At 43.7% G+C, this 26,161-nt stretch carries 25 protein-coding genes and 1 pseudogene; 13 read left to right on the plus strand and 13 right to left on the minus strand.

Features of this window, described 5'->3' with window-relative positions; all coding sequences use genetic code 11:
• Positions 1–45: 45 nt before the first annotated feature.
• Positions 46–1,740, minus strand: coding sequence for a methyl-accepting chemotaxis protein (locus ACR42H_RS26365; protein ID WP_436374263.1), 1,695 nt, complete (start codon positions 1,738–1,740; stop codon positions 46–48).
• 402 nt (positions 1,741–2,142) lie between these two features.
• On the opposite strand from ACR42H_RS26365, the gene ACR42H_RS26370 reads away from it, so the two are divergent.
• The 3 genes from ACR42H_RS26370 (at position 2,143) to ACR42H_RS26380 (ending at position 4,465) form a co-directional block, all read left to right on the plus strand.
• On the plus strand, positions 2,143–2,832 hold the full coding sequence (locus ACR42H_RS26370) for a hypothetical protein (RefSeq protein ID WP_436374265.1): 690 nt from the start codon (positions 2,143–2,145) through the stop codon (positions 2,830–2,832).
• Positions 2,833–3,062: 230 nt separating this feature from the next.
• On the plus strand, positions 3,063–3,371 hold the full coding sequence (locus tag ACR42H_RS26375; RefSeq protein ID WP_436374267.1) for a hypothetical protein: 309 nt from the start codon (positions 3,063–3,065) through the stop codon (positions 3,369–3,371).
• A 608-nt stretch (positions 3,372–3,979) separates the two neighbouring features.
• A complete protein-coding gene (locus ACR42H_RS26380; RefSeq protein ID WP_436374269.1) occupies positions 3,980–4,465 on the plus strand; it encodes a hypothetical protein in 486 nt (161 codons plus the stop codon).
• A 45-nt stretch (positions 4,466–4,510) separates the two neighbouring features.
• Here ACR42H_RS26380 and ACR42H_RS26385 read toward each other — a convergent pair whose 3' ends face one another.
• Positions 4,511–4,660 (minus strand): hypothetical protein, encoded by a 150-nt coding sequence (locus ACR42H_RS26385; RefSeq protein WP_436374271.1) that lies wholly within the window; start codon positions 4,658–4,660, stop codon positions 4,511–4,513.
• Between the two features lie 170 nt (positions 4,661–4,830).
• On the opposite strand from ACR42H_RS26385, the gene ACR42H_RS26390 reads away from it, so the two are divergent.
• The 7 genes from ACR42H_RS26390 to ACR42H_RS26420 all read left to right on the plus strand — a co-directional run bounded on the left by ACR42H_RS26390 (position 4,831) and on the right by ACR42H_RS26420 (position 9,100).
• Entirely contained in the window at positions 4,831–5,535 is a 705-nt protein-coding gene (locus tag ACR42H_RS26390) for a DUF421 domain-containing protein (RefSeq protein ID WP_113882451.1), read from the plus strand.
• A gap of 17 nt (positions 5,536–5,552) precedes the next feature.
• A complete protein-coding gene (locus tag ACR42H_RS26395; RefSeq protein WP_436374273.1) occupies positions 5,553–6,545 on the plus strand; it encodes a DUF3231 family protein in 993 nt (330 codons plus the stop codon).
• Between the two features lie 94 nt (positions 6,546–6,639).
• Positions 6,640–7,452 carry a hypothetical protein gene (locus ACR42H_RS26400; RefSeq protein ID WP_436374275.1) on the plus strand — a complete coding sequence of 271 codons (813 nt, stop codon included), beginning with the start codon at positions 6,640–6,642 and terminating at the stop codon, positions 7,450–7,452.
• A 193-nt stretch (positions 7,453–7,645) separates the two neighbouring features.
• Positions 7,646–8,131, plus strand: coding sequence for a sigma-70 family RNA polymerase sigma factor (locus ACR42H_RS26405; RefSeq protein WP_113882454.1), 486 nt, complete (start codon positions 7,646–7,648; stop codon positions 8,129–8,131).
• Positions 8,132–8,418: 287 nt separating this feature from the next.
• A complete protein-coding gene (locus tag ACR42H_RS26410) occupies positions 8,419–8,637 on the plus strand; it encodes a DUF1659 domain-containing protein (protein WP_113882455.1) in 219 nt (72 codons plus the stop codon).
• Positions 8,638–8,674: 37 nt separating this feature from the next.
• A complete protein-coding gene (locus ACR42H_RS26415) occupies positions 8,675–8,893 on the plus strand; it encodes a DUF2922 domain-containing protein (protein ID WP_113882456.1) in 219 nt (72 codons plus the stop codon).
• Between the two features lie 69 nt (positions 8,894–8,962).
• Complete coding sequence (locus ACR42H_RS26420; RefSeq protein ID WP_113882457.1) at positions 8,963–9,100, plus strand: YvrJ family protein; 138 nt, start codon at positions 8,963–8,965, stop codon at positions 9,098–9,100.
• Between the two features lie 165 nt (positions 9,101–9,265).
• Here ACR42H_RS26420 and ACR42H_RS26425 read toward each other — a convergent pair whose 3' ends face one another.
• From ACR42H_RS26425 to ACR42H_RS26475, 11 genes and pseudogenes are all read right to left on the minus strand, one after another.
• Positions 9,266–10,138 (minus strand): AraC family transcriptional regulator, encoded by an 873-nt coding sequence (locus tag ACR42H_RS26425; protein WP_113882458.1) that lies wholly within the window; start codon positions 10,136–10,138, stop codon positions 9,266–9,268.
• Between the two features lie 84 nt (positions 10,139–10,222).
• Entirely contained in the window at positions 10,223–10,672 is a 450-nt protein-coding gene (locus ACR42H_RS26430) for a helix-turn-helix domain-containing protein (RefSeq protein WP_113882459.1), read from the minus strand.
• 173 nt (positions 10,673–10,845) lie between these two features.
• A complete protein-coding gene (locus tag ACR42H_RS26435; protein WP_113882460.1) occupies positions 10,846–12,594 on the minus strand; it encodes an FTR1 family iron permease in 1,749 nt (582 codons plus the stop codon).
• A 12-nt stretch (positions 12,595–12,606) separates the two neighbouring features.
• Complete coding sequence (efeB, locus tag ACR42H_RS26440; protein WP_436374279.1) at positions 12,607–13,878, minus strand: iron uptake transporter deferrochelatase/peroxidase subunit; 1,272 nt, start codon at positions 13,876–13,878, stop codon at positions 12,607–12,609.
• Between the two features lie 5 nt (positions 13,879–13,883).
• Positions 13,884–14,744: an iron uptake system protein EfeO gene (efeO, locus tag ACR42H_RS26445; protein ID WP_395858173.1), complete on the minus strand. Its 861-nt coding sequence runs from the start codon at positions 14,742–14,744 to the stop codon at positions 13,884–13,886.
• Positions 14,745–14,931: 187 nt separating this feature from the next.
• Positions 14,932–16,443, minus strand: coding sequence for a malate:quinone oxidoreductase (locus tag ACR42H_RS26450; protein ID WP_113882462.1), 1,512 nt, complete (start codon positions 16,441–16,443; stop codon positions 14,932–14,934).
• A 274-nt stretch (positions 16,444–16,717) separates the two neighbouring features.
• A complete protein-coding gene (locus ACR42H_RS26455; RefSeq protein ID WP_436374282.1) occupies positions 16,718–17,659 on the minus strand; it encodes an aminoimidazole riboside kinase in 942 nt (313 codons plus the stop codon).
• 20 nt (positions 17,660–17,679) lie between these two features.
• Complete coding sequence (locus ACR42H_RS26460) at positions 17,680–19,119, minus strand: glycoside hydrolase family 32 protein (protein ID WP_436374283.1); 1,440 nt, start codon at positions 19,117–19,119, stop codon at positions 17,680–17,682.
• A 30-nt stretch (positions 19,120–19,149) separates the two neighbouring features.
• Positions 19,150–20,563: pseudogene (locus ACR42H_RS26465) on the minus strand (sucrose-specific PTS transporter subunit IIBC).
• Positions 20,564–20,711: 148 nt separating this feature from the next.
• A complete protein-coding gene (locus tag ACR42H_RS26470) occupies positions 20,712–21,701 on the minus strand; it encodes a LacI family DNA-binding transcriptional regulator (RefSeq protein WP_436374284.1) in 990 nt (329 codons plus the stop codon).
• A 95-nt stretch (positions 21,702–21,796) separates the two neighbouring features.
• Complete coding sequence (locus ACR42H_RS26475) at positions 21,797–22,708, minus strand: hypothetical protein (protein ID WP_436377092.1); 912 nt, start codon at positions 22,706–22,708, stop codon at positions 21,797–21,799.
• Between the two features lie 417 nt (positions 22,709–23,125).
• Between ACR42H_RS26475 and ACR42H_RS26480 the strand changes: the two genes are divergently transcribed.
• The 3 genes from ACR42H_RS26480 (at position 23,126) to gntK (ending at position 26,152) form a co-directional block, all read left to right on the plus strand.
• Positions 23,126–23,515: a nuclease-related domain-containing protein gene (locus tag ACR42H_RS26480; RefSeq protein WP_436374286.1), complete on the plus strand. Its 390-nt coding sequence runs from the start codon at positions 23,126–23,128 to the stop codon at positions 23,513–23,515.
• Positions 23,516–23,886: 371 nt separating this feature from the next.
• Positions 23,887–24,618: a GntR family transcriptional regulator gene (locus ACR42H_RS26485; RefSeq protein ID WP_113882467.1), complete on the plus strand. Its 732-nt coding sequence runs from the start codon at positions 23,887–23,889 to the stop codon at positions 24,616–24,618.
• Positions 24,611–26,152, plus strand: a complete 1,542-nt coding sequence (gene gntK / locus ACR42H_RS26490; RefSeq protein ID WP_436374287.1) for a gluconokinase — start codon at positions 24,611–24,613, stop codon at positions 26,150–26,152. Before ACR42H_RS26485 ends, gntK begins: the two co-directional genes overlap by 8 nt.
• The last annotated feature ends 9 nt before the right edge of the window (positions 26,153–26,161 follow it).

Genomic DNA, 26,161 nt, shown 5'->3' on the forward strand with positions numbered 1-26,161 from the left:
GGAGTTCGGCGGCATTTTTAGCCTCGCCTTGCGCTTTTCTAATTGCTATGCCCTATAATGGCTTGTCAGTTCAGATAATGACCCTGACAGAGAGTTGAGTTTCATCCCAATTTTATCCGTTTTCTCCATTTGCCCTGTTTGAATCACACTGGCAGCAAGCATCTCTTCTGCACTGGCCAATGTTTCCTGTGAAACAGATGAGAACTGTTCAGCTCCCTGTTCAAGCTGCGGCAGCGTTTTTTCCAGGCCTTTCAGCTCCGTTTGCATGGTTTGGAGCTTTCCGCTTACATTAGAAATCTCATTCATCAGCTCGTCCAATGATATTTTAGATTGGCCTGCCATCTCAAGATTGCCTTTTATCTCCGTATGGAGCTGGTCAAATTCCTCTGAAGCCCTGAGAGTTATATTCTCCATATTTCTTATTCCCTGAGTGATATCTTCTGCAGCACCCGCAGATTGCTCAGCCAGTTTCCGGACTTCTCCTGCGACCACGGCAAAGCCTTTCCCTGCCTCTCCTGCCCGGGCAGCCTCGATGGAAGCATTTAAGGATAACAGCCTTGTTTGTTCAGCAATCCCTTTTACCATTCCGACAAGATTTGTAATCGCTAAGGAATGGTCTTTGACCTCTTTTATTGTCAGGGTCAATTTTCCAAACTCCGAGCCAAAGGAATGAATGGCAGCGATCAGATCACTGATGCTGTTCCCGCCGCGCCTGGCAGAATCATTCATCACCTCCGAGCTGCGGTTTACACTTTGCATATGCAGAAACATGTCTTCAAACTTATCTTTCATTTCTTTGAAACTGGCCGCACTATTTTCAGAACTGGCTGCGGTTTGCTCTGCCCCTAACTTCACGAGGTGAATGGCTGATACCAGCTGCTGCCCGCTTTCAAGAGCACTGAAGGATGAACCTTTCAGCTCATTGCCCGTACTCTCCAGCTCCTTCGTTGTGCCGGTCAGCTCCCGCAGCAGGCTCCTCATTTGTTCAATCATGCTGTTATAACTTTTCTGCAGAGAAACAATTTCGGGAATTTCTGTATGAATCTCAAGCGGGTTTTGCAGGTTTCCTTCCCGGACCTCCCGCATGGTGTTTCTTAATAAGTTCAAAGGCTTCGTAATTTTTCTGACAAAAAGACTGATAATGGCTGAAGCCGCAGATAAACTGACCACAATCGCTGCAATCATAAAATACCCGATTGCATGCACATCAGACATATAGGCTTTTGCCGGGATGAGGACTACATAGACGCCGCTAATTTCCTTCATCTCCTGAAAGGCCGCAGTATAATCTATCCCGTTCATCTCAATGTGTATGACGCCATTTTTCATTGTGGTGATCTCATTGATCGTATCCCTTGAAAAAGTGGCATCCGTTTTGCTGCTGACCTTAAAAGGCGTAATCTTGTTATCTGCAAGATAGAAAAAATCAGAGGCAATCCCATCCGACTGCAGCTTTTTCTGCTGAGAACGGACACTGGCCTCGAGCTGCTGCTTAAAGTAAGCTTCATCACTGACATACACAAACTTTAAGTTTTCCGCTATGTATCCCATTAATTCCGCTTCTCTTGCCAATCTATCCTCAATGGTTTTGATTGCCATGTCCTTTGTTTTAAGATAGGAACTAAATCCGACTGCCGCTATCGATAGCAGCAGCAGGGTAAAAAACAGTGCCAATAATCTTGTGCCCATGTTCAGCTTATGGCTGAAGGCTTCCGCAAAGTTTTCCAGCCGCTTCTTCATTTATCCAAAACCCCCAAACTATCATACTAATGACCTATAAGGAAATTATACAGAGCGAATGTAAATTTCATGTAAAGATTGGATTAAGAGTAATGTTTTGTAAATTTTACCAATAAGATAGGCTTTCTCAATGTCCGTCTTTTAAAGCGGCTGCAGCATATCAAGAAGCGATTAACGTTTTACATAAAGGAGCTAATCTTCCTGATGCTGCTGAAGAACAATTGGAGAAATTGATTTTAGAGGAAAAGGACGTTCCGGTATTCAAGGCTTATCGAACAAAAGATGGCTACGACATTATCAAATAATTTCCAATAAAAACACGTTCACTTTGGGTAGCATTTTCTAGGTAAAATGGTATGATTATCAATGTAAAAATAATACTTATTTGGGGGGCATTTCAAAATGCTGAAGTTTTCAAAAATCTTATTTTCTGGTTTGTTAGTCGGTGGATTGCTGGCAGGATGCAGTTCTTCTGATGAAACAAGCGGAAGCAGTGAACCACAAGAAGAAGCAAAGCCAGCGGATCAGAAAGATAAAAACGTATCTAAGCCTAAAAAGGACGAAGCTGGTAACACAATCCTGGATGAAGTTGGCCAGAAAGCAGAAAGTGAAGCTGGGAAAGCTGAACTCATGAAGATTAAGAAAGTGAATGAAACAGTTGACGTTGCACCGTTGAAAGTAACTGTACAGGATATTAAGGTCATTAAGTTATCTGATGTAGACCCAACATTTGCAGAGGATTTAGCGTTGCAGATGGATGGAGAAGCGGAGCTTTTAAAGAAAGGTTTCTCTTATGTACAGGTTAAGTACACTGCTGAGAACACAGCAGACCAGAATGTTGAATGGTATGATTTAATGAACGTGATCACTGACAAAGGTGAGCAGATTGACGGTCAAGTGAAAGACTTCTTAATTGATGATGCTGATATGGATTCAGAATTTATCGGAAAAGTGAAGAAAGAATATACAGATGCTTTTGTCCTTAAAGATGGCGACATTGGCAATGTCAAATTGGTTTTCGGTTACACAATGAATGCTGATACATTTGAAGACATTACAGCAGAGCAAACTGTTGAATACACTTTTGAGTAACTACCTGGAGTAACGGATTAAAGAGATAATGCAAAGAAATTAAAAGGCTGCTTTTGCAGTTTTTTTTTGCATCACTTTTTTTGCCTTTTCCCCCTAAAAATGTATATATATTTTCAAATAGGGGGTTTAAGTGTTCTCTTATTGTAAACGTCCATGGTAAAATAAGGAGTGTAAGGTTAAGGTTTCTGTCCTCCGTTCACATATTCTATGAAAGAACGAGGTACTCAGAAATGAAACAGGATACGAATTTGAATACTACTACTACTGCTTTACAGGAAACACAGGTTACACAGGTTACACAAGCTGCAACCGACCAAAATGCAGCACATAACTCAACACAGAATACACAACAGGACAACGGACTCACGAAAGGGATGAAGTGGTACCAAGTCTTCACAACAGGCTTTCCAATGTTGATGCAGGGGTTATGCTTGTTGGTTGTATTTGCTTTCTTAGCCACAGTAATGTGGTGGGTATGGGGCGGTACAATTCCCCCAAGTGATGTTTATGAGTTGGCCAAGCTTTACTTTACAAAATAAGGCTATTAATGCCTAATTCTATTATGTGATGGATTTGAGGTTTTTATGCCTGGAGAAGTGCGGTCCGACCAACCAATCTAATCTGCCTTATGCTTTACCGGAGGATAATATGCCTTGGGTGTAGGCCTTGATGGATTCGCTGATGGGGTTAAAATTAACAAAAAGGGAGATGCCAATTGGCGTCTCCCTTTTCCGTTTGCAGAGACTGACCAGGTCGCTACAAATGTGGGTTGGTAAGTGTACCTGACCCGAACTTAAAAATTGTTGCTGTAATCATAATGATTTTCCGGCAGCTATGTTCTTGCTAATTTCGCAATAGCGCACTTTGTTTTAGACATTTAATATCCCTCCAGCACGCAATTTGAACTAGAGATCGCTCAGGAAATGTCATTGGATTACGAACTCTTTTCTACTCTACTACTGCTATTATAACACTGGTTAGCTGGAAGTAAACAAATCTGAACAAGAATTAACAATTTGGTACAAATAGTTATACTTTAAGTGTAAATAAATTTAAAATTATGTTCACTTTTACAAAGGAACGTAAAGTAGGCTGTTTTAATATATTGGTTAAATCCGAGGCATTATTTTAAGAACGGGGGAAGAACATGACCAATTTTAAATATTTCACGGGGACGGTTACGCAGATTTCGGATTTTAACAATGAAGGCTGCCAAAAAATCATTTCCGCTGCTAATGGAATGGGGGGAACTGTCAATTTCATCGTATCCCCTTCCACTTACGTTTTAGATCAATCCAAGCTGTCAGCGGGAGATATCATTACTGGATATTATGATGGCAATGCTCCTGTTCCGCTGATATATCCTCCTCAATACCGTGCGCTTGTGGTCGTAAAACATAGTTCTCACCAAAATGTGAAAACAGATTATTTTAATAGCCAGCTAGTCAGCGGTGATGGCCAGCTGCAATTAAACGTCTCGCCGTATACCCAGATGGTGCTGACAAATGGGCAGGCCTTTTCCGGCAGCCCTTCAAACAGAGACTTAGTTGTCATCTATGGTCCGTCTACCAAAAGCATCCCTGCCCAGACCACACCTTATAAGATCGTTGTTTTGTGTTTATCCTCCACATGAAAAGGAGTGCCCGGGATAGGCACTCCTTTTTTTCAAGGCTAGCATTTACTCATCATCCACTTCACCGTCGCCAATTTCATCCTCTTCTTCCACATCTTCAACCTGTTCGTCTTCTTCAGGCTTTTCATCGTTTCCGCAGCCCGTTAACGTTAAGAAAGATAGAGATAGAAAAAGCATCAATAAGTATTTTTTCATTTATCTAACCTCCTTTCGCTTAGTTTTTCAAAAAGGCAAACTTTATATGTACTGTTAACTACTGACAAACCTTCCTTCCTTTTGAATAATTGCAACTGGATAGGAAAACACTTTTATAAAGCTGTAATATGTATGCTTGCTTTTTATGCTGACAAAAGGAAGTGCCATAGATGGATTTTATTCAGAGCCAGCATTCACTTTCTGTCATGGAGTGGGGACTCAGGGCTGTCATCGCTTATTTCTTCTTAGTCATTGTCGTCAGAGTGCTGGGGCAGCGTGCCATTTCCCAATTAAGGCTCCTTGATTTAGTAATGGCTTTCGTCATAGGCAACATTATTGCCCATCCCTTATCAGATGAGGAGCTTGGATTAAAAGGTTCAATTGTTACAACCATTGTGCTGGTATTGCTTTACCTGATCAGTCTATTTAGTATTCTGAAATGGCCAGCAGTCAGAAGACTGGTAAACAGCAAGCCCATCATCATTGTGCAGAATGGCGAAATCATATACAAAGGCTTAAACAAAGCAAGGATTTCTATTGATGTGCTGCTGGAGGAACTACGGGAGAAAAAAGTGGATGATGTAAAAAAGGTAGCGCTGGCTCTATGGGAAGCAAGCGGGAGCATATCCTTTTTTTTAGATCCTAAATATGAACCCATTACACCCGCTTACCTGCAAAGGAATGCAGAACCATTCGATATGCCAAGAACCATTATTAAAGAAGGCAAAGTGGATAAAACGGTGCTGCAAACCATACAAAAGGACGAAAGATGGCTAATCGCCCATTTAGAACGTTTCTATCAGACAGAAATTAATAATGTTCTTTTAGCTACCATGGACAGCAAGGGCACCTTGAAGGTATTTTTATATCATTAATTTGGCTAAAAGGAGTGATGGCAGTGCTTTCTAAAGAGCCGACGGTCTCTGAAATCTCAAATATTTGGTCATCGTATTTAAAAAACAGCATGGAGCAGCAATTTTTCACTTATTTTTTTCAAACTGCAGAGGACCGGAAAATTAAAAAGATTGCCGGAAGACTGCTGCATCAATCCGAGAAAAATCTTAAGCAGCTCCAGGATTTTTTCAGTAAAGTGAATCTCTCCGTTCCCCGCGGCTTTACTGAAAAAGATGTAAGGCTCAATGGACAGAAATTATTTTCAGATCATTTCATTTTATTTTTTTGCCATGATATCACCCAGCTTTCATTGAGCACATACCCAAGTGCCCTATCAGAAAGCACCCGTAAAGATATTCGGGATTATTTTGAGATCACTCTTAAATTCACGTTAAAAATACAGAATGAAATCGTAGATTTAATGTTATCTAAAGGCATTTACCAAGAGCATCCGCAATTAAAGATGGAGGATCGGATCGAGTTTGTCCGCAGTCTTAAATACTTAAATGGGTTCATGGGCGGGTCCAGACCGCTGAATGCTCCTGAAATAGCGAATATATCGAGAATTATTCATAGAGCGCAATTCTCAAAAATGATCTTTGTGACCTTCAGTACTATTGCTGAAAGCAATGAAATGAAGGACCATTTCAGCAAAGGAAGGGATTTAACCGAGAAAGTATTATCTTCCCTTCGAGATATTATGGAAAATGAACAGATTCCCCTGTCTTCATCAGGAGATTATCAAATTTTTGACGTGGACATTCCTCCATTCTCCGAGAAGATCATGCTATTTTTTGTAAACACTTGTCTCGGCATCTTCTGCTTCACCATGATCAGCCAGGCCCTGACCTCCAGTCTCAGATCCGATATTGTTATAAAACTGCTGAGCATTTCCAAAGACATGTCCCTCTTTTACGGAAAAGGTCTGCTGATTGCCATAAAGCAAAAATGGCTCGAACAGCCGCCACAGGCGGCAGGGAGACGCGTATAAGAGTTTTCACCATTCTGTCACATCTTTCTCCAATCACCCTGTCTTTTTCCCCCTTCCATTTCGATTATCAGAGATGAAAGGGCGGTGCAAAGATATGAATCTTAAATCAGGGAGGGTGGACCAATTTGGACAGTTTTCGAAGTTTAAAGATCTGCAGGAATTTAATGCCCATCTTGAAATGTGGCTTGCCGTACATAAGAGTGAGTTCTCAAAGGGAGAACTTGTTGGGCTGAAACAGCTCGTTCGTTTTGCCGCGAAGGTACCCGGTGTTTCCAATGCCAAGATCGGGACCGTTTTAAAGGCCATTCATATGGAATACAGCGGCAATGGCATTTCCCGCTCCACTTTTAAAAGAATGGCAGCCAAGGCCGCAAGCCTCGGTCTCTTTAGTGTTCTTGAAACGGAAAGAAAAAATGGCTCCCAATCCAGCAACTTATATGTATTTAATCGTTTTCCCAAGAGTGAGCCACCCAAAAAGGAAAAAATGGACCACCCTAATAAAACTAGCAATCATTCTAAAACTAATAACATTCAAAAGAATACTAAACGTACCGAAACCGGACTTGATTACAGCTTTACCAGCGATCGTGTTCCAAAAGCATTTACAGAACTTGCCCGTTACTTTTTTCCGAAAGCAAAGCAGATCGAGGAGTATTGGAGAATGACGGCCATTGCTGCATACAAACACAATTGTGAACAAAAAGTGAACGTTGTGCAGGAGATAGCTATCGATGCTTTTAAACAGCTGATCCGGAAAATGAAAACCTGCACAATCGCCCGTCCTATCGCGTATTTCTATGGAATTTTAACGAGAAAATTTGAAGAGAAGTACTATGAAGAATTATTCGAAATGGGCTTTTCAGCGCGTAAAGAGGATTTTTTTGCTGAATTTTTTTATAAAAAATAAAAAAACTTCGTTACTGTCCGTAACTCTTAAGTTAGACCCCCTAAGTCCGGACTTAGACCCCCTAAGTCCCGAGTTAAGGGGGCTTAACTGCCAATTTACGACTTTTTACCAATTCGCAAAAAAATGATGAAAAAGCTATGTTTGAGCTACCCGGGAATACTTAGAGAGCGCGCTTTCCTGAAGGGAATCCAGTATGGAGAGCTTTGAGCAAGTGGCAGCACAATTTGAACCGATGATTCACCAGATTATCCGATCTTTAAACATCTATCAAAATCAGGAAGACTATTTTCAGATTGGCCTGATCCGGCTTTGGGAGGCATGGAATCTATTTGATCATACAAAGGGAAAGTTTCTGACCTTCGCCTATACCATCGTTAAACAGAAGCTGATTGATGAATTGAGAAAAACCAGGATGCAGAAAAACAGCACTGTCACCCGGAGTGAAGAATTCTGGTCATCAGCGGAATCTTCCTATACACATCAGCCACTTGAAGAAGAGCAGCTGCTTTCTTACTGCAGCAGCCTCACCAAAAATCAGACCATCTGGGTTCTATCGGCTTTCCTCTATGATTTGACAATCAACCAGATCGCCGAACAGCATGGAGTAACCGTTTCAGCGGTAAAAGCCTGGAAAAAAGGGGCCCTGACAAAACTTAGGACCACACTTCAGCAAGATTAATTAGAAAAGCAGAAACGCCTTGCCTGCAAAGGAACGCAGACTAGGAACGCCACGTCCTGCGGCAGCGTCTGCATGATCCCCATCCTGGGGACTCCTCAAGGGGGTAGGCGCTCCTCCTAAAAGCTGACGCTTTTAGTCATGCGGTGATTAGACTGTCGATGCATTGAAGCTAGACAGTTATCGGCATCAAAATTTTATCCCTTTCTTATTTGTTAAAAATTTTTCCCGCACCCTGTCTTTTTACACCCTTCATTTCGATTATATAGGTGAAAGGGAGGTGAGCAGGAATGGCAAAGGCAATCATCATTGATTCAAAGCTTCGCCTGGTTTTTGAAACAGGATTGAATGGACAGGGCAAGCCTGTCTACAAATCAAAAACCTACAACAGCGTGAAGCAATCCGCTACAGCGGACCAGCTTTTCACAGTGGGACAGGCAATCGCAGGATTATCAAGCTACCCGCTGGCTGAGCTGAACAGAAATGACAGCTTCGACATTTTAGGCTAATGCTTGTCGAAAATATCTAAAGCAGGAGGTGAAAGGAATGGCGAAGACACTTGAAATGACATTTGAAACGGAACTGGGCAAGGAAACCAAATTATCGGTTGACAGCCCAAAGGAGCCTATTGATCCGGCAGCTGTGAAGGCAGTGATGGAACAGATCATTGCAGTGAATGCATTTGACGGCAATGGCGGTGACCTTGTTACTGCCAAAGGGGCTAGATTAGTAGAACGAAATGTAACAGATTATGAATTAGTGTAAGGGAATGAGGCCGGATTCTTTGGAACCCGGCCATTTTTATAGCTTGTAAAAAAGAAAGGAGCATGCATGATGGAACAGATGGTCACCCTGATCAGCGAACTCGGCTTCCCGATTGTGGTCACGCTTTTTCTGCTGAACCGAATCGAAGCCAAGCTTGATGTGGTCGTGTCCTCAATCCAGGGATTGCCGGATCAGCTGAAAGAATAGAAATGTGAAAAGTTTAGCGTCCTGCCCACCCCCGACGGGTAGGCGTTCCTCCTAAAAGCTGGCGCTTTTAGTCGTGCAGTGATTAGACGGCCGATGCTTTCCTATTGGAGCTAGACAGGAGTTTAATACTTATTTTAAAAAGGGTGGACTCCATAGTAAGGAGTCCTATTTTTTTAAAACCGGAATCCAGATTTCACTGCGGAAAGTGGGCGAAGCCGTATCTTTGCTTTCATTCCAGAGGATTTCCGGTCCTTCTATTTGCTGATAAGATGATGAAGGGAACCATTCTGAGTAAATCCGTCCCCACACATTCTGAAGCGTCTCCGGAAACTGGCCCACTGCTTCAAATACCGCCCATGAACAGGCCGGAACCTCAAGAGATGCCATCCCCTCCGGGCATTCCTTTGCAGTGGCAGCTCCGATGTAATGGTCCAGCTCACCCTTTTCTTCCATTCTGCCTTCAGAAAAATTGGCTGAAGCACTGATCAGGCCAAACGGCTCTGTATCCGATACACTCTTGAGCCTAAGAATCATTTTTTCATCTAAACTCTTCCACATGGCTGCTATTTCCGGATTCACTCCGTTAAAAATGATCGGCACCCGCTTCTTTAAGCCCACAATTCGAAAGGCATCTTTTTCTTCTATACGATAGTTCATTTCATTTCCTCCCTTAATAGATAAATGAAAGGTCATCGGCGGATAAGCCTTAAGAGCGTGGCCATTGCTCCTGGCTTCTGAAGGAGTGATGCCATGAAGCTGCTGGAATGCCCTCGTAAACGAATCAGGCGAGCTATACCCATATTTGAACGCTACATCAATGACCCTGGCATTCTTATCCTTCAAGTCGAAGGCAGCCAATGTCAGCCGTCTCCTGCGGATATACTCGGAAAGTGATACACCGGCTAGAAAGGAAAACATTCGTTTAAAATGGTATTCCGAGCAAAATGCAATCTTTGCCAGTTCTTTGAAGTCAATTTCATCCGTTAAATGTTCTTCAACATACCTCATCGCCCGATTTATATTTTGCAGCAAATCCATATTGATGACCTCCTTGTATCTACAGAATAACAGGAGCTGCATGGTGTGCGCCCGACAATCCATGCACAAGAATGCAGGGTTGCGTTACTCATTTTTATATTTCTTTTTTAATGTGTCAGAGAAAATTGCACCGCCCAGCATTAAGAATAAAGGACCGAAATTCCAGAAAAATGATCCGCGAAGAGGGAACTCTAATTCAGTAAAATGATTAAGGCCTAAAATGCTTAGTTTAATGATTAACATAGCGGATCCTATCAGAAATAAACAATCAAAAAATACTTTCAATCTTGGATAAGCTAATTGCCTGCTGTCCTTTATCACTTTCTCCGTCAAATCCTCATCACTCCTTAATAATTCATCAATCGTAACCCCAAACAGATCACTCAGTTTAATAATAATTTCAATGCTGGGATAGTTCTGCCCATTTTCCCATTTAGAAACAGACTGGCGGCTCACAAACAGCTTTTCAGCCAGTTCCTCCTGGGACCACCCTCTCTCTTTCCTCTCCTTTTTAAGCTTCTCGGCAAAAATCATATTTACAATCACCTTTCTGCAAATCGATACTCCCATTATGGTGAATTTTTTGGCCAAAAGTAAAGATAGGAATGGTTGCAGGGGGCCGCACGCAAAGGTTGCTAAGGTTTTACACGTGCTTTTACAGCAAAAAACCCCAACCACCAAGGTTAGGGTTAAAGTAAGACCGAATGTTAAGCTTTTGACAGGCTGCCTCTCATATCGGGCTTATTGCTCTGCTTTTTTAGAATGACACTCGTAAAGACAAAAATGGAAACGAGCACAAGCTGTGGTATGGCAGATTCCCAGGTTGGATAAAAGCCCATCCAGTTAATGATCGGCAAGCTGCTGATCTGGGTGGTTCCCAGCTTATTGGTGATTTGCAGGGCATGTATGCTTACCCCCAGGATCTTAAAGGCCAGGAAGTAAATCAGAGCCGTCGCAATCTTAAAGTAAATACCAAACGCGATCTTTTTACTGTAGCGGATAAATAAGAAGGCAAATAAGCTTAATATCACAACAGCGACGCCTATGCCCGTTAGCAGGTTTCCTTTGCTGATTGAAGGCGCCATTCCGCCATAAAAGATGATCGTCTCCGCTCCTTCCCTAAAAATAGACAGGAAGCTGACGAGAGACATGGAAATAATGCTCCCTTTTGATAGAGCAGAGCCAAGCTGCTTTTCAATATATTGGTTCCATGCCTTCATATTAGATTTTTGGTGCAGCCAAACGCCGACACCCATCATCATAATCACGGCAATGATGCCTGTTACGCCTTCGATTACTTCCCGGTTTGCTCCCGCTGTGGCAGCCGAAAACACCTGGCTAATGAAAACGGCCGCAGCGATGCTCATGATGAATCCTCCTGCCGCTCCAGCCCAGATCCACTTTTGCTGGTCCCGGGCGTTCGCTTTGTTTAAGAAGGCGATGAGCGCCGATACGATCAGCAATGCCTCCATGCCTTCGCGAAGCATGATTAAGGCAGCATCCCAGAATGTATAATTTTGTTTCTCCTGCAGCAGTTCGATTGCCTGTTTATGCTGCAGAATTTTCTTTTGAATGGCATCCAAATCAGCAGAGGAAGAAGACAACTTTCCAGCTATGACAGGAATTTCACTTTCAAGCTTTGTATATAGGGACCCGTTCCTTGTCCGCACATCTCCTTCTACAGATGGCCAGACTGTCAGAAACTGCTGCAATCCTTCAACAGCTTCGTCTTTTCTTCCGCTTTCAACTGCCTGTGAAACTTCTTCTAAAATGTCAGCTAAAGTCTGCAGGGTAAAATTGTTTTCTTCTGTTTTAATTTCTTTTCCAGATACAAATTCGCGGAAAGCAGAGGATAAGGAATCACTGATGCCCCTCATTTGGGCAAAATCCTTTTCATCCTGTGTTAAGGAGATCCGCAAAAAGCCCATTTGTGTTTCGATTTTTCCGTAATGAGGAATGCTTTGGTCACGGACCATTTTTTCCTTTCGATTCCACATCGCTAAAAGATTCCTATATTGATTGCTGACTTCTTCTGCATTTTCTTCTGTTATGGCTGCAGATAAGTCCTCCAGAATGGGGTTAAAGGCATTTTTCACTTCTTCCCTTTGTTTCTCTTTGTCTACAGGGTTTTGTTCCTTTTCAAAACCAACCAGAGCATGGGATACGTTCGTTAATGCCTGAAGCGTCTCCTCCTTCTGATGATCTTCGAGAACACTCGTTAACTTTGAAATCGCCTGGCCGACCTTTTTTGCTTCATTGCTGTCCGTTTTCTCCACTTGCTGCCAGGACTGATCCAGCTCTGCAGCAAGCTTTTCAGCTGTTTCCCAGTCATCAGCCTTTACTTTCATAATGGCATCTCCGACTAAAATAAACAGGTCGCTGTAATCCTCTTCGGCGTCAGCGATTGGCGGAAAAAAAATATATAAGCATAATACCAGTAAAACCAGTTTTTTCATTTCAGCATCTCCCTAATCAAACAGCCCGGCGCCAAGATAGCTTCCTTTTTTCACACCAGGAAAGCAAGCAAATAGCGCGCTGCCGCGATGGGTTATATATTCATTTAACTTATCCATACGTCCAAAACTATTCTGGATGTTGATGAATTGCTGCGGGTTCTTCTGGAACGAGATAAACAGCAATCCGGCATCAAAAGAGCCAGTGTCAGAGTTAATTCCATCCGAGTAGGAAAAAGAGCGCCTCAGCATGCGGTCTTTCACCTGTCTTGCCAAGAATACATGCGAATTTTCAGGAACGACTGACTTTCCATTTTCTTTCCGCTCGATTTCCATTTCTGAAAACTCATCGCTCTTCCCAATAGGCGCCCCTGTGTCGCGATGCCGGCCAAAGGTCGCTTCCTGTTCACGCAAAGCGGTCCGATCCCAGGTTTCAAGATGCATTTGAATCCGTCTGAATGCCAAATAAGATCCTCCGGTCATCCAGCTTTTTGATTCACCCGGCTGCACCCATACGACATCATCCATTTCTTTCGGGTCATTCACATTTGGGTTGCCTGTGCCGTCTTTAAAGGCAAACAGGTTTCGGGGCGTCATTTTTTCTTTGTCTTTCATTCCATAAGAATTGAAGCCGGTCTGTGACCATCTCATCGTTACAAGTCCTCTCGCCGCACGGATTAAATTCCGCACCGCATGGAAAGCAACCTGCGGGTCGTCGGCACATGCCTGAATGCAGATATCTCCGCCGACATACCGCGGATCGAGCTGATCCTTTGGGAAATGAGGCAAATCATTTAGTTCCTCCGGCTTCATATGTTCCAGTCCAAGCTCCTTTTTCTCAAATAAACTCGGACCCACGCCAAAGGTTAAGGTCAAATGTGAGGCATCAAGCCCGACAGCCTCTCCTGTATCCGGAGCGGGCAGCAGCTTGTTCGCTGAATCGGGTTCAACCATCTGCCCATTCATGAGCTTTACACTATAACGGGTCCAAAGCTGGAACATTTCTTTTAATTCAGCTTTCGATTTGGCTGTACAATTCAGGGACACAAAGTAAGCATGTTCAGGATTTTTCGTCAGGATGCCTGATTGATGCTTGCCGTAGAAATTCACTTTGTTCCTGGATTCCTGGTTATCATCAACAAATGGAGTTTCTCCAAAGGCGGTCAAGATTCCCGAGAATCCTGTAGCCCCCAGAATCATGCCCGCGCTCCCAATCCCGGCTGTTTTCAGCATCTCACGGCGGGAAAACTCTTTTTCAAAAAAAGATTTTTCCTTTTTCGTACTCATATTGATCACTCCACAACTATGGCCATTTGACTTAAAGGTTCTCCTAAATTATCAACTGCTGCTGACAATGCCTTGGTATCTTCCTGTGTCAGTTTTTCATAGGATACATATCCTCCGTTTCCATCCTCGTATTTAGCGAGCAGCTCATCCAATACTGTAAAGTTTTCATCCAGCTCCTTCACAAGGCCGGCGTCTTTTTCCGTCAGCTTCTCTTTGAAGATTTCAAAGATCTTCTCTGCGCCTTCCACATTGGCTTTAAAATCATACAAGTCGGTATGAGAGTAAATTTCTTCTTCACCAGTAATTTTGGATGTGGATACTTCGTTTAAAAGATCAACAGCCCCTGTAATCATTAAATCAGGAGTTACTTCAACTGTTTCCACCTTCGCACGCAGTTCTTTTACATCCTTCAACAGCTGGTCAGCTGCCTCTTCATATCCCTCTGTTGTACCTTCTTCCCAAAGTCCATATTCAATTTTATGATAGCCGGACCATTCTTCTTCTCCCTGTCCTTCTGCCTGGATGTCAGCCAAACGGGCATCAATTCGCGGGTCAAGGTCGCCAAAGCTCTCTGCAATCGGCTCTGAACGCTCGAAATACATCCGTGCTGGTGCATATAGCTCCTTTGCCTTTTCCACGTCTCCGGCCTTCACTGCTTCTGTAAATCCTTCAGTAGCCTTCACGAATTCATCTAGCTGCTCTATGGCAAACTGCTTGTATGCACTAACTTCCTTTTCTGTATTGCTTGCCTCCGTCCCGGCACTCGTTTCTTTTTCTGGTGTTTCATGTGAAACATCCTCACCGCAGCCAGCTAAAATGCTGCCTGACAGCATCAAGATGCCTGTTACTTTCATAAACCTGTTCATATGTAAGCCTCCAATAATATCAATCTATTAGTCCTGTTAACAATGATAATCATTATCATCTATGTAGTCAATACAATTTCTGTCAGATGCAAAATTAATCTAATGCCAGGACTGGAAGCGGTTTCCTAATTGTTTTTACAAAAAAAGAACCCCCAAACCGAATTCGGCCTGAGGGTTCCTATCTTAATCAGTTATAAGCAAGCTCCTGCTTTTTTTCCTTTTCGCTGAGACCAAGCACCTGGGCTGTAGATTCGTGAATCTCACGGAACAGCTCAGGGTTTTCAAATAGTGACATGCCGTAGGACGGAATCATTTTCTTAATTTTAAAATGCCATTCGTCCATTTGCTCAGGGAAACACTTCTGCAATACTTCGAGCATGACATTAACGGCTGTTGAAGCACCCGGTGAAGCTCCGAGCAGGGCAGCAACCGTGCCGTCAGACGCACTGACTACTTCTGTGCCGAATTGCAGGGTTCCTTTTCCGGCAGGTGTATCCTTGATGACCTGCACACGCTGGCCGGCCACTACGACACTCCAGTCTTCGCTCTTTGCGTTTGGAATGAACTCACGCAGTTCTTCAACGCGCTGTTCATGGGATAGCATAACCTGCTGAATCAGATATTTTGTCAGTGCAATTTCCTTTGCACCTGCAGCCAGCATGGTGATGACATTGTTCGGCTTAACGGATTTGATCAGGTCCATATTGGAGCCTGTTTTCAAGAACTTCGGCGAAAAGCCGGCAAACGGGCCAAACAGCAAGGATTTCTTGTTATCAATAAATCTTGTATCCAGATGGGGCACGGACATTGGAGGAGCACCTACTTTGGCTTTTCCGTACACCTTCGCATGATGCTTCTCAACGATTTCCGGATTGTTGCAGACAAGGAACAGTCCGCTTACCGGGAATCCGCCAATATGCCTGGATTCAGGGATGCCCGTCTTCTGCAGCAGATGCAGGCTTCCGCCGCCGCCGCCGATAAAGACAAATTTCGCCTGATGGTTTTCGATTGTGCCGCTTTCCATATTCCGCACTTTTACATTCCATGATCCATCGCCGGCACGCTTCAAATCCTCCACGCTGTGCTGATAATGAACATCGACATTTTTGCTCTTTAAATGGTCAAATAGCATGCGCGTTAACGCACCGAAGTTGACATCCGTTCCAGAGTCAATTTTTGTGGCTGCAATCGGCTCATCCGATGTACGGCCTTCCATCATCACTGGAATCCATTCCTTCAGCTTTTCAGGATCATCGGAAAATTCCATGCCCTGAAACAGCGGATTAGCTGACAGCGCTTCCAAACGTTTTTTCAAAAACGAAACATTTTTTTCCCCCTGAACAAAGCTCATATGAGGGATTGGCATAATAAATTCCTGCGGATTGCGAATCAGGTTGTTTTCTACAAGATAAGCCCAAAACTGTCTGGAAAGCTGAAATTGTTCATTGACATTAATCGCTTTAGCGATATCTATTGATCCATCAGATTTTTCGGATGTATAGTTAAGCTCGCACAATGCAGCATGTCCCGTCCCTGCATTATTCCATTCGTTAGAGCTTTCTTCTCCTGCGCTAGCGAGCTTTTCAAACACTTTGATTTCCCATTCAGGTGCTAACTCTTTCAGTAAAGACCCCAAAGTCGCGCTCATGATTCCGGCACCAATTAAGATAACGTCTGTTTTATTCTGTACGCTGCTCATTATAAACCCTTCCTTATCCCAGAAATTTGCCAAAAACTGCAGGCGCTTTGCTCAGGCTTCACCACTAGAAAGGCATCACCCAAGGACGCACCTTTTCCGTCACACAAAATACACATTCTATTCTATTATAATGATTGATAGGGTAAGATAGCTAGCATTATCTGATAATTATATACTATTTTAGACAAATTAGAAAGAGGGCGGGGGTTTTGGGAACCAAAACAGCAGACAAAACGGTTCCAGTATTGGAAGGTTTGTCTGCTGTTTGGTAAATTTATTTCTTTTTAAGGATTTCCTGCACTTCCTCCAGGCAGGGAAGGCCGGTCATAGCGCCTTTCCTGGTGACAGCCAGACCTCCTGACACATTTGCGAAGCGAATCATCGAGGCCATCTCGTCATGCGTATGCTCCTCCAAGGTTTTAGGTGATTCATTTATGCAATAAAGGAGTCCGGAAACGAATGCATCTCCAGCACCGGTGGTATCCACCACCTTGTATGGCAATGCAGGAATTTTCCCGATCTCATCTTTATAGCGGAAGATGCAGCCATCACCGCCCAATGTAACGATTGTCAGCTTATTTTCAGGCAGCCGGGCTATTCCTTCTTCCATATCACGGGATCCGGTTAAAAAGGTGAGCTCCTCCTCCGAAATCATCACAATATCGGCATAGGGGAGAGCCGCCAAAATTTCTGCCTTTGCCCTTTTCTCGGAATCCCACAATCCCAAGCGGAGATTTGGATCATAGGAAATAAGCATATCCTTTTCCCGGGCCCTCTTCACTGCTTGAAGGGCTGCAGTTCTCGAAGGCTCATGAATCAGTGAAATTGAGCCAAAGTGAAATATCTTGTATTCTTCAAAAATGGACCAGTCTATCTCATCTTTATTCAGGAAACGATCTGCACTTGGATTAATGTAAAAACTAAAATCCCGTTCACCAGAGGGCTCTAACGTCACAAACGTAATACCTGTCCGCGCTTCATCCGTCAGTTTTATATATTGTGTATGAACCCCGTATCCCTCCAAGGTATCCTTCAGAAAATGTCCGAGCACATCGTTGCCGACTTTCCCAATAAAGGCGGCCTTCCCTCCAAGCTGCGAGACTCCAACCGAAACATTAGCCGGTGCCCCGCCCGGAGCCTTTTGATAGGTAGTATTATCAGAATCCAGGGGAATAAAATCTATCAGAGCTTCCCCTAAACATAGAACTCCTTTCATAGTACACCTCCTTAAAAAAGTTATTTATCCTCAAGATTCCACATGGATACCGAAAAGCCTGCATCCCCGCTAAAAAGGATCGTCTCATCCTCAGGATCAGGGAAATATCGTGCAGTGAACACTTCCTCTCCGCCATTTATGAAAATTTCCAGTGAAGACTGATCCATAAACACATGCAGTTTGGATAGACTTGAAATTTTGCAGATTCTTGACTCCTGCATTCCTGTCTTTACATTTCTTCTTTGAAGCTGGATTTCCTTTTGATCTGGATTATAAGTAAGAGAAGCCTCATTCCGGAAATCCATTTTGAATATTCCCTTTCCATTCTTAAAGGATTCCAGCATCAGTTCGGCCGTTTTTCCACTTAATCCGTCCAGCTGCAGGTTTGCTCCATTTATCTCCACATCATTGATCTCCGTTTTACCTTTGCGGAGCTTTTTGAATTCTTCCACAGGAATCTGTATAAGCCTTCCGTTTTTCATATCAAGCACTCTTGGCATGGTCAATGCGTGGATCCAGCGATAAGGGACAGTCGGCTGGCTGGATTCGGCTTCATCTGTAATGCCCATCCACCCATAAAGAATCCGCCTGCCTGAATCGTCTTTAAACGTTTGCGGTGCATAAAAATCAAAACCGCGGTCAAGCTCTGCAAAGGAACCATGTTTAAACTTCGCTTTTTCATAATCAAGCTTTCCGGCAAAATACCCTGATTGAAAAAGATTATGGTATTCATACCCGCTCGGCTCAAGCCCCTGCGGTGAAACAAGTAATATCTCCTGGCCATCCAGCTCAAATAGATCCGGACATTCCCACATATAGCCGAAGTCTTCCAGACCATTCATCCATGCACCGGCAATCTTCCCTTTTTCCTCCCAATGGTATAAATCCTTCGAAGCAAACAGGACAGCAGCCCCCTCCTGATTGAGTGTCTGAGCGCCAACAATCATATAGAAGCTCCCGTTCTTTCCCCAGACCTTCGGATCCCTGAAATGAGCGGTATACCCTTTCGGCAGCTCCAGGACAGGGCCCTTTTTGTCAAAATGGATTCCATCCTCTGATATGGCAAGGCATTGATAAGTCTCACGCCTGCCATCTTCATTTTTCACGTTTCCTGTATAAAAGAGATAAAGCTTTCCTTCAAACTCTATCGCACTGCCGGAATAACATCCATTCCGGTCATACCACTGATCAGGAGCAAGCGCGATTGGCTCCTCCTTCCAATGGACGAGATCCCTGGATGAATAATGGCCCCAATACTTGGCACCATGAGCAGTATCAAACGGATTCCATTGATAAAAGACATGGTAAATACCCTTAAATTGGATTAAGCCATTAGGATCATTCAGCAAGCCGACAGGCGGCATGAGATGATACTTCAGGCGGTTAGGATCCTGCCTAACCAAATGCCTGTTTCTTTCTGCTTCCTCGCTGGCCTTCTTGAAAAAATCGATTTCAGTCATATTAGAACATCCTTGCTGTTGAAGTTTCTGTTACTGTACCTGTTCCACTTCTTTCTTTGCCTTATCGGAGAAGCCAAACATCCAGGTCAGGGCAAAGGCCATTGCGATGGCAATTACATTGACTAAAATATACTGCAGAACCTGGCCATTTAAATAAAGAAGGGTGCCTGGAATAACAGTAACGGCCATTCCTGTCGCTTTCAGCTGAAGCAGGGAGGCAGCGAACCCGCCGGCAGCTCCGCCAATCAGTCCCATGACAAACGGCTTGCCGTAGCGCAGATTGACACCGAACAAAGCCGGCTCGGTTATTCCCAAAAACGCAGATAAAGCAGATGGGAAAGCCAAAGCCTTTAATTTGGCTGATTTTGTTTTTAAAGCAACTGCTAAGGTTGCACCGCCCTGTGCTGCAACGGCACATGTAACAATTGCGTTGTAAGGATTGCTTTTATACTGAGCCAACAGCTGAATCTCCAGCATATTGAAAATATGATGAACACCAGTGATAACAATAAGCTGATTAAGACCCCCGATAAGAATGCCGCTGATGCCGAACGGCCATGAGAGCACAGTTGTGGTAACATCCAGGACGCCTTGCTCGACCATATGAAATAGCGGTCCAATGACAAGAAGCGATAATCCAATCATGATCAGAAGGGTTAAGAACGGGGTAATAATTAAATCCAATGCATCCGGCACCCGTTTTCGAATGACCCTCTCCAATTTTGCCCCAATAATCAATCCCGGCAATAAAGGCTGGAAGGACAGAAGCCTGATAGCCTACAACAGGAATGAATCCAAAAAAGTAAATCGGTTCAACATTTCCGCCTGCCACATCCCACGCATTTGGCAGGGAGGGACTCACAAGCATCAACCCTAGAATTAAACCGATGATTGGAGTCCCGCCAAACACTCTAAAGGTTGACCAGGCAACAAGTGCCGGCAGGAAGATAAATGCCGTATCCGTCAGTACCTGCGTAAATAAAATGAAATTTTCTGACACATCCGATGCCGTCATGCCGAATAAAGCGAGAATTTCCTCCTGCATTACCATGCCGCGCAATCCCATAAAGAGTCCTGTCGCGACAAGGACTGGAATGATCGGCACAAATACATCCCCGAATTTCCGGATCGCCCTCTGGAAAGCAGAACCGCTTTTAACAGCTTCTTTTTTCTGCTCTGATGCTGACATGGATTCAATGTCCAGGCTGGATACTTCCTCATAGACTTTATTAACTGTTCCCGTGCCAAAAATAATCTGATATTGGCCAGAGTTGAAGAAAGCCCCTTTTACCTTATTGATGCTTTCAATCTTTTCCTGATCAATTTTTTCCTTATCATTCACCATGATCCGCAGTCTGGTCGCACAGTGGGCTACTGAGTGAACATTCTCTCTGCCCCCGACAGCGTCAATTAATTCTTCCGCAATTTTACGATACTCCGTCATCCTCTTCACCCCTATTTTCATATGTCTGTGGAATCGATTCCACATTGGATAAAAAATAATGGAATATTCCGTTGTGAAATCGATTCCATACCAGCAAAAATAAAAGTGTAATCGATTAAACTTACTTATGAAATCGATTACACACCCATTATATACTTTCTCTTTCAACAAGTCTATATCTAACTTTTCTGTTTATTCCCTTCCCGTGTTCACCCTGAATTTTCTGAAGAATTAATAAGGCTGCCTCCCGGCCTGCATCTTCAAAGGAAAAATCGATGGTTGTCAATCCCGGGGTGATATATTTGGAAAGCTCCGATCCGCCCATTCCGGCTATCGCAACATCATCGGGAATGGAATATCCATTTTGTCTGAGGTATTGTAAAGCGCCAATCGCCAGACGGTCCGTCACTGCAAGAACCGCTTGGGGTTTACTATCAGCAGATTCCATGATCCTCTTCATACACTCAGACCCTGAATCTATATCGAAAATCCCCTTTTGGAGCCAGCTTTCTTCGACTGGTAGCTGATGCTCCTTCATTGCGTCCAGATATCCCTTTTTCCGGAGGTAACCCACCGCACGGTCAGCTTCATCCACGCCTATAAAGGCAATTTTCTCATATCCCTTCTTGATTAGCAGGCCAGCCATGTCCCTCGCAGCCTGATATTCATCAAAAATCACACTCGTCAATTCTTCTGCCTGCTGACCCACCATAATAAAAGGGATTTTCAGCTGACAGATCTCCTGAATCAATTCCGGCTGCACGTTTGTAGCTGACAGAATCATGCCGTCCACATTCCTGCTTTTGAGAAGCCGTATATATTCTATCTCTTTTTCAGCATGAAGATTTGTATTAGCAAGAAGAATCTGATAGCCTTCCCTGGCCAATACGTCGTCAATGCCATTAACCAGACGGCTGGACGTTTCGGTGCTGATCTTCGGCAGAATAACCCCAATAACCTTTGTTTTTTTCGTGCGGAGTGACTTCGCATGGGCACTTGGAACATAACCGGTCTCCTCAATTACGTGCAGGACCCTTTTCCTTGCATCCTCACTCACATAACCGGAATTATTTAAAACCCTTGAAACAGTCGTCCTAGAAACATTCGCCCTTTCTGCTATTTCCTTTATGGTAATCATCTAAATCCTCCCGCGCAAAAATAGTCTATTATCATTTTACACAAATGAAGGGAAAAGGAAATAGCTTGTGTATGGCCGGACGAATAGATCAACCATTACCCCCGCCTGATTAGCGCTCGCCGCCGGTCGTGAAGAACCAGGAGAAGAATCATCCCCATCATAACGCCCAATACAATACCGGCCTCAGTGCTCAGCATCCGTGCCAGCGGGTACTCCGGGCTGGACTGAAAATCTGGGCGAATGATGGAAAAGAGGTTATAAGAAAACAGCATGCCCGACGAAATCCATGCCGCTGCCATGGGCGGCAGAAACTTCCTCGATCCGCGGCGGGTGATCAGCACTAATAGTCCCCACGCCCCCACTAATGCCCAGCCGCCTGTACTTAGCGTCAAGAGACGCCACCACAAATCACGGGAATCCAGCATGCTTGGATCTATGCCAAGGGTTCCTCCTGCCGCCCAGAACACCTTTATGGCACCGAGGAGAATGCACCCCGCTGCAGCGAGTCTGCCTAACGTGATTTGCAGCTGCCTGGTGTGTCCCGGCACCTCCACGCAGTCGATTGGACCACCTAGCGCCTCCGGCCACCGCGCCTTGGCATATCCTGCTAAAGCCAATGGCAGGCAAATACCGGCCCCAACGAGAGAAACCATAACAAAGACCTGCTCGTAAACCCAGAAGTCAGCAGCACCTGCTTCCTGATCCAGAGCCATTGCAGCCGGGCCAAGGACAGGAGCCAGCAGCAGCATGGGAACGAGAAGACCGGTACCCAGCCAAACGGGCAGAGCCACCAGCCACGCAGGCAGCCGTTCACCCCACGGCCTGCAGAACGCCATCGCCAGCAGGATGCCAACCGCAGCGACAACCCCGGTAGCTGCGTTAATCCCCCGCCAGCTGGCATCGCCCATTTGCTCTGTCGGAAGAAAGAGGCCAAACGTCCAGGCGATTTTAATCAGCAGATAAGGAGTCACAGCTATGGCGGTGCCATAACCAAAGATTCGGCGCATTTTTATCAGACTTGAGGATGTCTGGTCTGCATTTTTCAAATTAATCCCTCCTGTTTATTGGCTAAATGGATTATTCAATTTCTTCACCCTTTACGTGCAGTAACATTGGAATTGTATTCCATTCAGTAACCTTTAATGTATTAATACTTCTTTAAAATTGGTAAATAGTAAATAAGCTGATCTTCGATTTTAAGAAGAGGATTTAAAAAAGGACTCTTTTATTTTATTTGTTATTGTTGAAATTGCTTATAAAATAAGCCTTAAGGACAAGAAAGGAAGTGGAAGATGTTAGTTAAAAGAAGATCGGAACCGGATGAATTAATATCTATGAGATATTTGAACACCCGAATGTGTTAACCAAAAAGGAAAAGCTGCAGTATTCAAACCTTGAAAAAGGCTATGAAGGAGAGGTGAAATTTGACCATCTCGCAGAAAGCATGCAGCAAGAGAGATTTCATTAATGATTTGCTATTGGAGGTAAACAACTCCTACTTTCAAATTGATACCCTGATTATTTCAGAAACTATGATCCATCTATTAGAAATAAAAAATTTCCAGGGAGACTGGCACTTGGATTCTGACAAGCTTTATACCGTGACCTCCGGCAGAGAATATAAAAATCCCATTTACCAATTAAAAAGAAGTGCAGCCCTGCTCCAAACCCTCAAGCAAAATTATCCCGTTGAAGCCTCCGTTGTTTTCATTAACCCTGAATTCACCTTATATCAAGCTCCGATGGAACAGCCTATTGTTCTTCCAACCCAAGTTAACCGCTTTATGAAAGATTTGAATACTATGAACAGCTAAAAAAAGGGGTGCATTGCAAAACATGTCAATCTTTACTGCAAACTATAAAAAACAAGGACCTCGTATGCGAAAAGTGCGGAGGGCATAAAAAGATTGAGCATCAACTTCGGACTACCACTCTCCGGTTTCTGCTCCCACTGTCCGAATATGCGCCTACTTCGGACTCTTCCTCTCCGGTTTCTACCCCTATTGTCCGAATAAGCACCTGCTTCAGACTAGCTTCCCGTTTTGAGCTGCCAGCATCAGCGCGCACTTGCGAGGACAAAATTCGACACCAACAAATAAAGCGTTTGCATTTTCACCAATTTCATTTATAATACTTGTATACAAGTATACACGTATACTTAATGTCATTTTAAAAAGGTGATTTTATGAACGAATCCAATGACTTCCTATATCCCCAAAAGTGGCTTTCTAAAGCTTCCACTGGTGATCGCGTAGCCTATGAGCTTAGAATGCGCATTATTGCCGGCTTGTTTGAAAGCGGTACCATACTTTCAGAAAATAAACTGGCCGGAGATTTTGCAGTAAGCCGTTCACCCGTTCGTGAAGCATTAAGAACACTGGCATCTGAAAATATCATCCGATTAGAAAGAACGGGTGCTGTCGTTGCCGGATTAACAGAAAAAGAAATAGAAGAGATTTATGATGTTCGTCTAATGATCGAAACGTTCGTATTTGAACGTCTCATAAGTATGGATACAAATGAATTAGCAATGGAACTTAGCAAAGTATTGGAAATGATGAAGGTCGCTGTAAAGTATCAGGATGCTGATGAATTTTCATATCAGGACATCCTGTTCCACGACATCATCATTCGATCTATTGGCCATTCCTATGTCTTATTGATCTGGAATAATTTAAAACCCGTAATGGAAAGCTTTATTCTTTTGTCCATGCGCGTGCGATTCAAGGAAAATTACGAAGACCTTACTCGGATTTTAAAAAACCATGAACTATATATTGATGCTATCAAAACAAAAGACAGAGACCTCATGATTAAGTCTTTACACGAAAATTTTGATGATGTTCAAGGGAAAGTAGACGACTTATGGAGATCACAACAAATGCTATCCAAAGGGGTTAAACAACAAGATGACTAGCTATATGTTAGGGATTGATATTGGAACCACCAGTACAAAAGCCGTGTTATTCAGTGAACAAGGTGAAGTTATTCAGCATGAGAATATTGGATATCCGCTGTACACACCGGATATTTCGACAGCTGAACAAAACCCTGAAGAGATTTTTTCAGCTGTACTGCAGTCCATAGCGAATATTATGAAAAACCATTCAGATAAAAGCCTGTCCTTTGTCTCTTTTAGCAGTGCGATGCATAGTGTTATCGCAATGGATAAAGATCACCTGCCGCTTACGCCAGTCATCACCTGGGCAGATAATCGCAGCGAAGCATGGGCGCGCAAAATTAAAGATGAATTGAATGGACATGAGGTATATAAACGGACTGGAACACCGATTCATCCTATGTCACCATTAAGCAAAATCGCCTGGATTGTGAACGAACGCCCTGAAATCGCCCGCAAAACAAAAAAATATATTGGCATTAAAGAATATATCTTTAAGAAGCTCTTTGATGAATATGTTGTCGATTATTCACTGGCTTCATGCATGGGAATGATGAATCTTAAAACATTGGATTGGGACGAGGAGGCGCTGGCGATTGCAGGGGTCAATCCGGCACAATTATCCAAACTTGTGCCGACTACAAAGATGTTCAAGAACTGCAATCCTAAATTAGCCAAACAAATGGGCATCGATCCCCAGACACCTTTTGTCATCGGCGCAAGTGATGGAGTGCTTTCAAATCTGGGTGTTAATGCAATTAGAAAAGGTGAGATTGCCATCACCATTGGGACAAGCGGTGCCATACGGACCATTATTGACAAGCCCCAGACGGATGAGAAAGGGAGAATCTTCTGTTATGCCTTAACGGAAAATCATTGGGTGATTGGCGGACCGGTAAACAATGGAGGGATGGTTCTTCGCTGGATCCGGGATGAATTTGCCTCTTCAGAAATCGAAACAGCCAAAAGACTAGGCATTGATCCGTACGAAGTATTAACAAAAATTGCAGAACGCGTAAGACCAGGTGCAGACGGCTTGCTATTCCATCCGTACCTGGCAGGTGAACGTGCTCCTTTATGGAACCCGGACGTGCGCGGATCATTCTTCGGATTAACCATGTCACATAAGAAAGAACATATGATTCGGGCAGCGCTAGAAGGCGTTATTTATAATCTATACACTGTGTACTTGGCATTAGTAGAATGCATGGACGGGCCCGTAACCCGGATTCAAGCAACGGGAGGATTCGCAAGATCTGAGATTTGGCGGCAGATGATGTCCGATATTTTTGAATCGGAAGTTGTCATACCTGAAAGCTATGAAAGTTCATGTCTCGGTGCCTGTATTTTAGGATTATATGCCACAGGAAAAATCAGCTCCTTTGAAGCCGTTTCTGAAATGGTGGGCGATACCTTTAAACATACCCCGCAAGAAACGGCAGTAAAAGAATATCGACAATTGCTGCCGATTTTCATTCATTTATCAAGAACGTTAGAAGATGATTACACATCGATTGCAAATTATCAGCGAAGATTAGTACAGCGTAACTAACAGGAGGAG

Source organism: Cytobacillus sp. BC1816, from assembly GCF_051353635.1.
GTDB lineage: Bacteria > Bacillota > Bacilli > Bacillales > Cytobacillaceae > Cytobacillus > Cytobacillus oceanisediminis_C.